Origin of the sequence: Bauldia sp. (assembly GCF_020442045.1) — a bacterium.
Taxonomy (GTDB): Bacteria; Pseudomonadota; Alphaproteobacteria; order Rhizobiales; family Kaistiaceae; genus Bauldia.
Map to the genome: position 1 here is coordinate 1 of NZ_JAGRLA010000146.1, position 2,418 is coordinate 2,418.

Annotated in this window: 3 protein-coding genes and 1 riboswitch; of the genes, 1 reads left to right on the forward strand and 2 read right to left on the reverse strand. The window is 68.1% G+C overall.

All coding sequences use genetic code 11. The features are described from left to right. Positions 1-665 (reverse strand): ATP-binding cassette domain-containing protein (locus KDJ86_RS16385; protein ID WP_291748216.1); only part of this gene is annotated, 665 nt, incomplete at its 3' end. Positions 666-667: 2 nt separating this feature from the next. Next, entirely contained in the window at positions 668-1,312 is a 645-nt protein-coding gene (locus KDJ86_RS16390; protein ID WP_291748221.1) for a thiamine diphosphokinase, read from the reverse strand. A gap of 103 nt (positions 1,313-1,415) precedes the next feature. Beyond that, a riboswitch (TPP riboswitch) is annotated at positions 1,416-1,540 on the forward strand. 42 nt (positions 1,541-1,582) lie between these two features. Between KDJ86_RS16390 and thiB the strand changes: the two genes are divergently transcribed. Next, positions 1,583-2,418 (forward strand): thiamine ABC transporter substrate binding subunit (gene thiB, locus KDJ86_RS16395; protein WP_291748224.1); only part of this gene is annotated, 836 nt, incomplete at its 3' end.

A 2,418-nucleotide genomic window follows, 5' to 3' on the forward strand; every position in this document is an offset into this window, starting at 1 on the left:
AGCTTGTGCTGCTCGCGCTCTTCCTCCTCCAGCACCTGGTCGCGCCATTCCTCGAAATGCGCGAAGCCCTTGTCGAGGCGCCGCGTCGTGCCGCGGTCGAGCCAGACGGTGGCGCGCGACACGCGCTCGAGAAAGCGGCGGTCGTGCGAAATCAGGATGATCGCCGAGGTCGAGCGCGACAACTCGCCTTCCAGCCACTCGATTGTCTGGAGGTCGAGATGGTTGGTCGGCTCGTCGAGGAGCAGGATGTCGGGCTGCGGAGCGAGTGTCCGCGCCAGCGCCGCGCGCCGCGCCTCGCCGCCCGAAAGCGTCGCCGGCGCCTCGTCGCCGGTCAGGCCGAGATGCTCGAGGAGGTAGCTTGCGCGATGCGGATCATCGGCCGGCCCGAGCCCGGATTCGACATAGGCGCGCACGGTCGCGAACCCGTCGAGGTCCGGCACCTGGGGCAGATAGCGAACCGTCGCGTCGGGCTGGCGAAACACCGTCCCGTCCTGCGGTTCGACCTGACCCGCGGCGATCTTCAGGAGGGTGGACTTGCCCGACCCGTTGCGTCCCACCAGTGCGATCCGGTCTCCCGCCGACGCCTGCAGCGCTGCGCCATCGAGCAGCGGCGTGCCGCCGAAGGTCAGCCGGATGTCGTCGAGCTGGAGAAGCGGCGGCGCCATCGTCAGGCCCCGGCCGGTTCGGCAAAATGCGCCACCAGCAGCGCGCGCCCCTCGCCCAGCGTGATCGACAGCGCGCCGCGAACCTCGTTCGAGATGGTCAGCGACGACCCGAACGGCACGGCCGCGCCGTCGAGCGGCCACTTGGCGCCTCGCACGGTCAGCCCGGTCAGCGGCGTGAAGCCGAGGATGCTGAACAGCGTTCCATCGGGAAAGTCGAAAGCGGCATCCCCGGTGAGAAGCGGCCGGCCTTCCTGATCGCCGCTCGACAGCACCACCGGCATGCCGCCTTCGGCAAGCCGGATGGCGGCGGCAAGATGCAGAAACGCATGATCCGCGCGCCGGCCACCGAACGCGCCCGCCAGCACCAGCGAGGTCGCGCCGCGCGCCAGCGCAGCCTCGACGGCGATCTCGCCATCCGTCATGTCCTTTTCCGCCGGAAAGATCTCCGTTGGAATACGCTCGAACCGACCGCGCAGCCCCTCATCGACAGAATCGAAATCGCCGGTCCACAGCTCCGGGTCGAGGCCGAGCGCTTCGGCGTGGCGAATGCCCGAATCCGCCGCGATCGCCCGCGCGCCCGCGACCTGGTCGCGAAGCCGTGGCGTCGGCGAGAGGTCGCCCCCGAGAAGAATGACGAAGTGGCTCATGACGGGGCCTTTAGCACGCGCGGCCTCGGAAGCAACAGCGCTCCGCCCATGGCGGGGCCCAACATTGCCCTTGCCTCGCGCCCCGGCCCGCTCTAAGTCTCAAGGCGCTCTAACGGGGTGCCGGCTGCGTGAAGACGTAGCCCGGCTGAGAGGCATAGCGGAATTCCGCGCCAACCCGCTGAACCTGATCCGGATCATACCGGCGGAGGGATTAGACGCTCACGACCAGGCGCCTCATTCCCTTTCAACACGAACCGAAAGGAGGCGCTGATGCGCTGCACGATACTCACGACTTCGATCGCCCTCGCACTGCTCGCCGGCCCCGTCCAGGCGGCCGGGAAGCTGACCGTCTACACCTATGAGAGCTTCACCGCCGAATGGGGTCCCGGCCCGATCGTCGAGAAGGCCTTCGAGGAAACCTGCGGCTGCGACATCGAGTTCGTGTCCGTCGCCGACGGGGTGGCCCTGCTCAACCGCCTCAAGCTGGAAGGTGCTGCAACCGAGGCAGACATCGTGCTCGGCCTCGACACCAATCTGACCTACGAGGCGCGCCAGACCGGCCTGTTCGCGCCGCACGGGGTGGATCTGGCCTCGGTCGATGTTCCCGGCGGCTGGTCCGACGACATGTTCGTACCCTTCGATTACGGATACTTTGCCGTGGTCTACGACACCGAGACGGTTTCCGAGCCGCCGGCGAGCCTCCGCGACCTCGTCGAGGGCGACCCGGCGGTCAAGATCGCCATCCAGGACCCGCGCACCTCGACGCCTGGCCTCGGCCTGCTCCTGTGGATGAAGGCCGTCTATGGCGACGATGCCGCCGACGCCTGGGCGAAGCTCAAGGATCGCGTGCTGACGGTGACGCCGGGCTGGTCGGAGGCCTACGGGCTGTTCACCGGTGGCGAGGCGCAGATGGTGCTTTCCTACACCACGTCTCCGGCCTATCACCGCATCGCCGAGGACAACGACCGCTACGCGGCCGCGGCCTTCGCCGAGGGCCACTATCTGCAGATCGAGGTCGCCGGCATCACGGAAAAGGGCGCCGCAAATCCGCTCGCGAAGGAATTCATCGCCTTCATGACGGGACCCGGCTTCCAGGATGCCATACC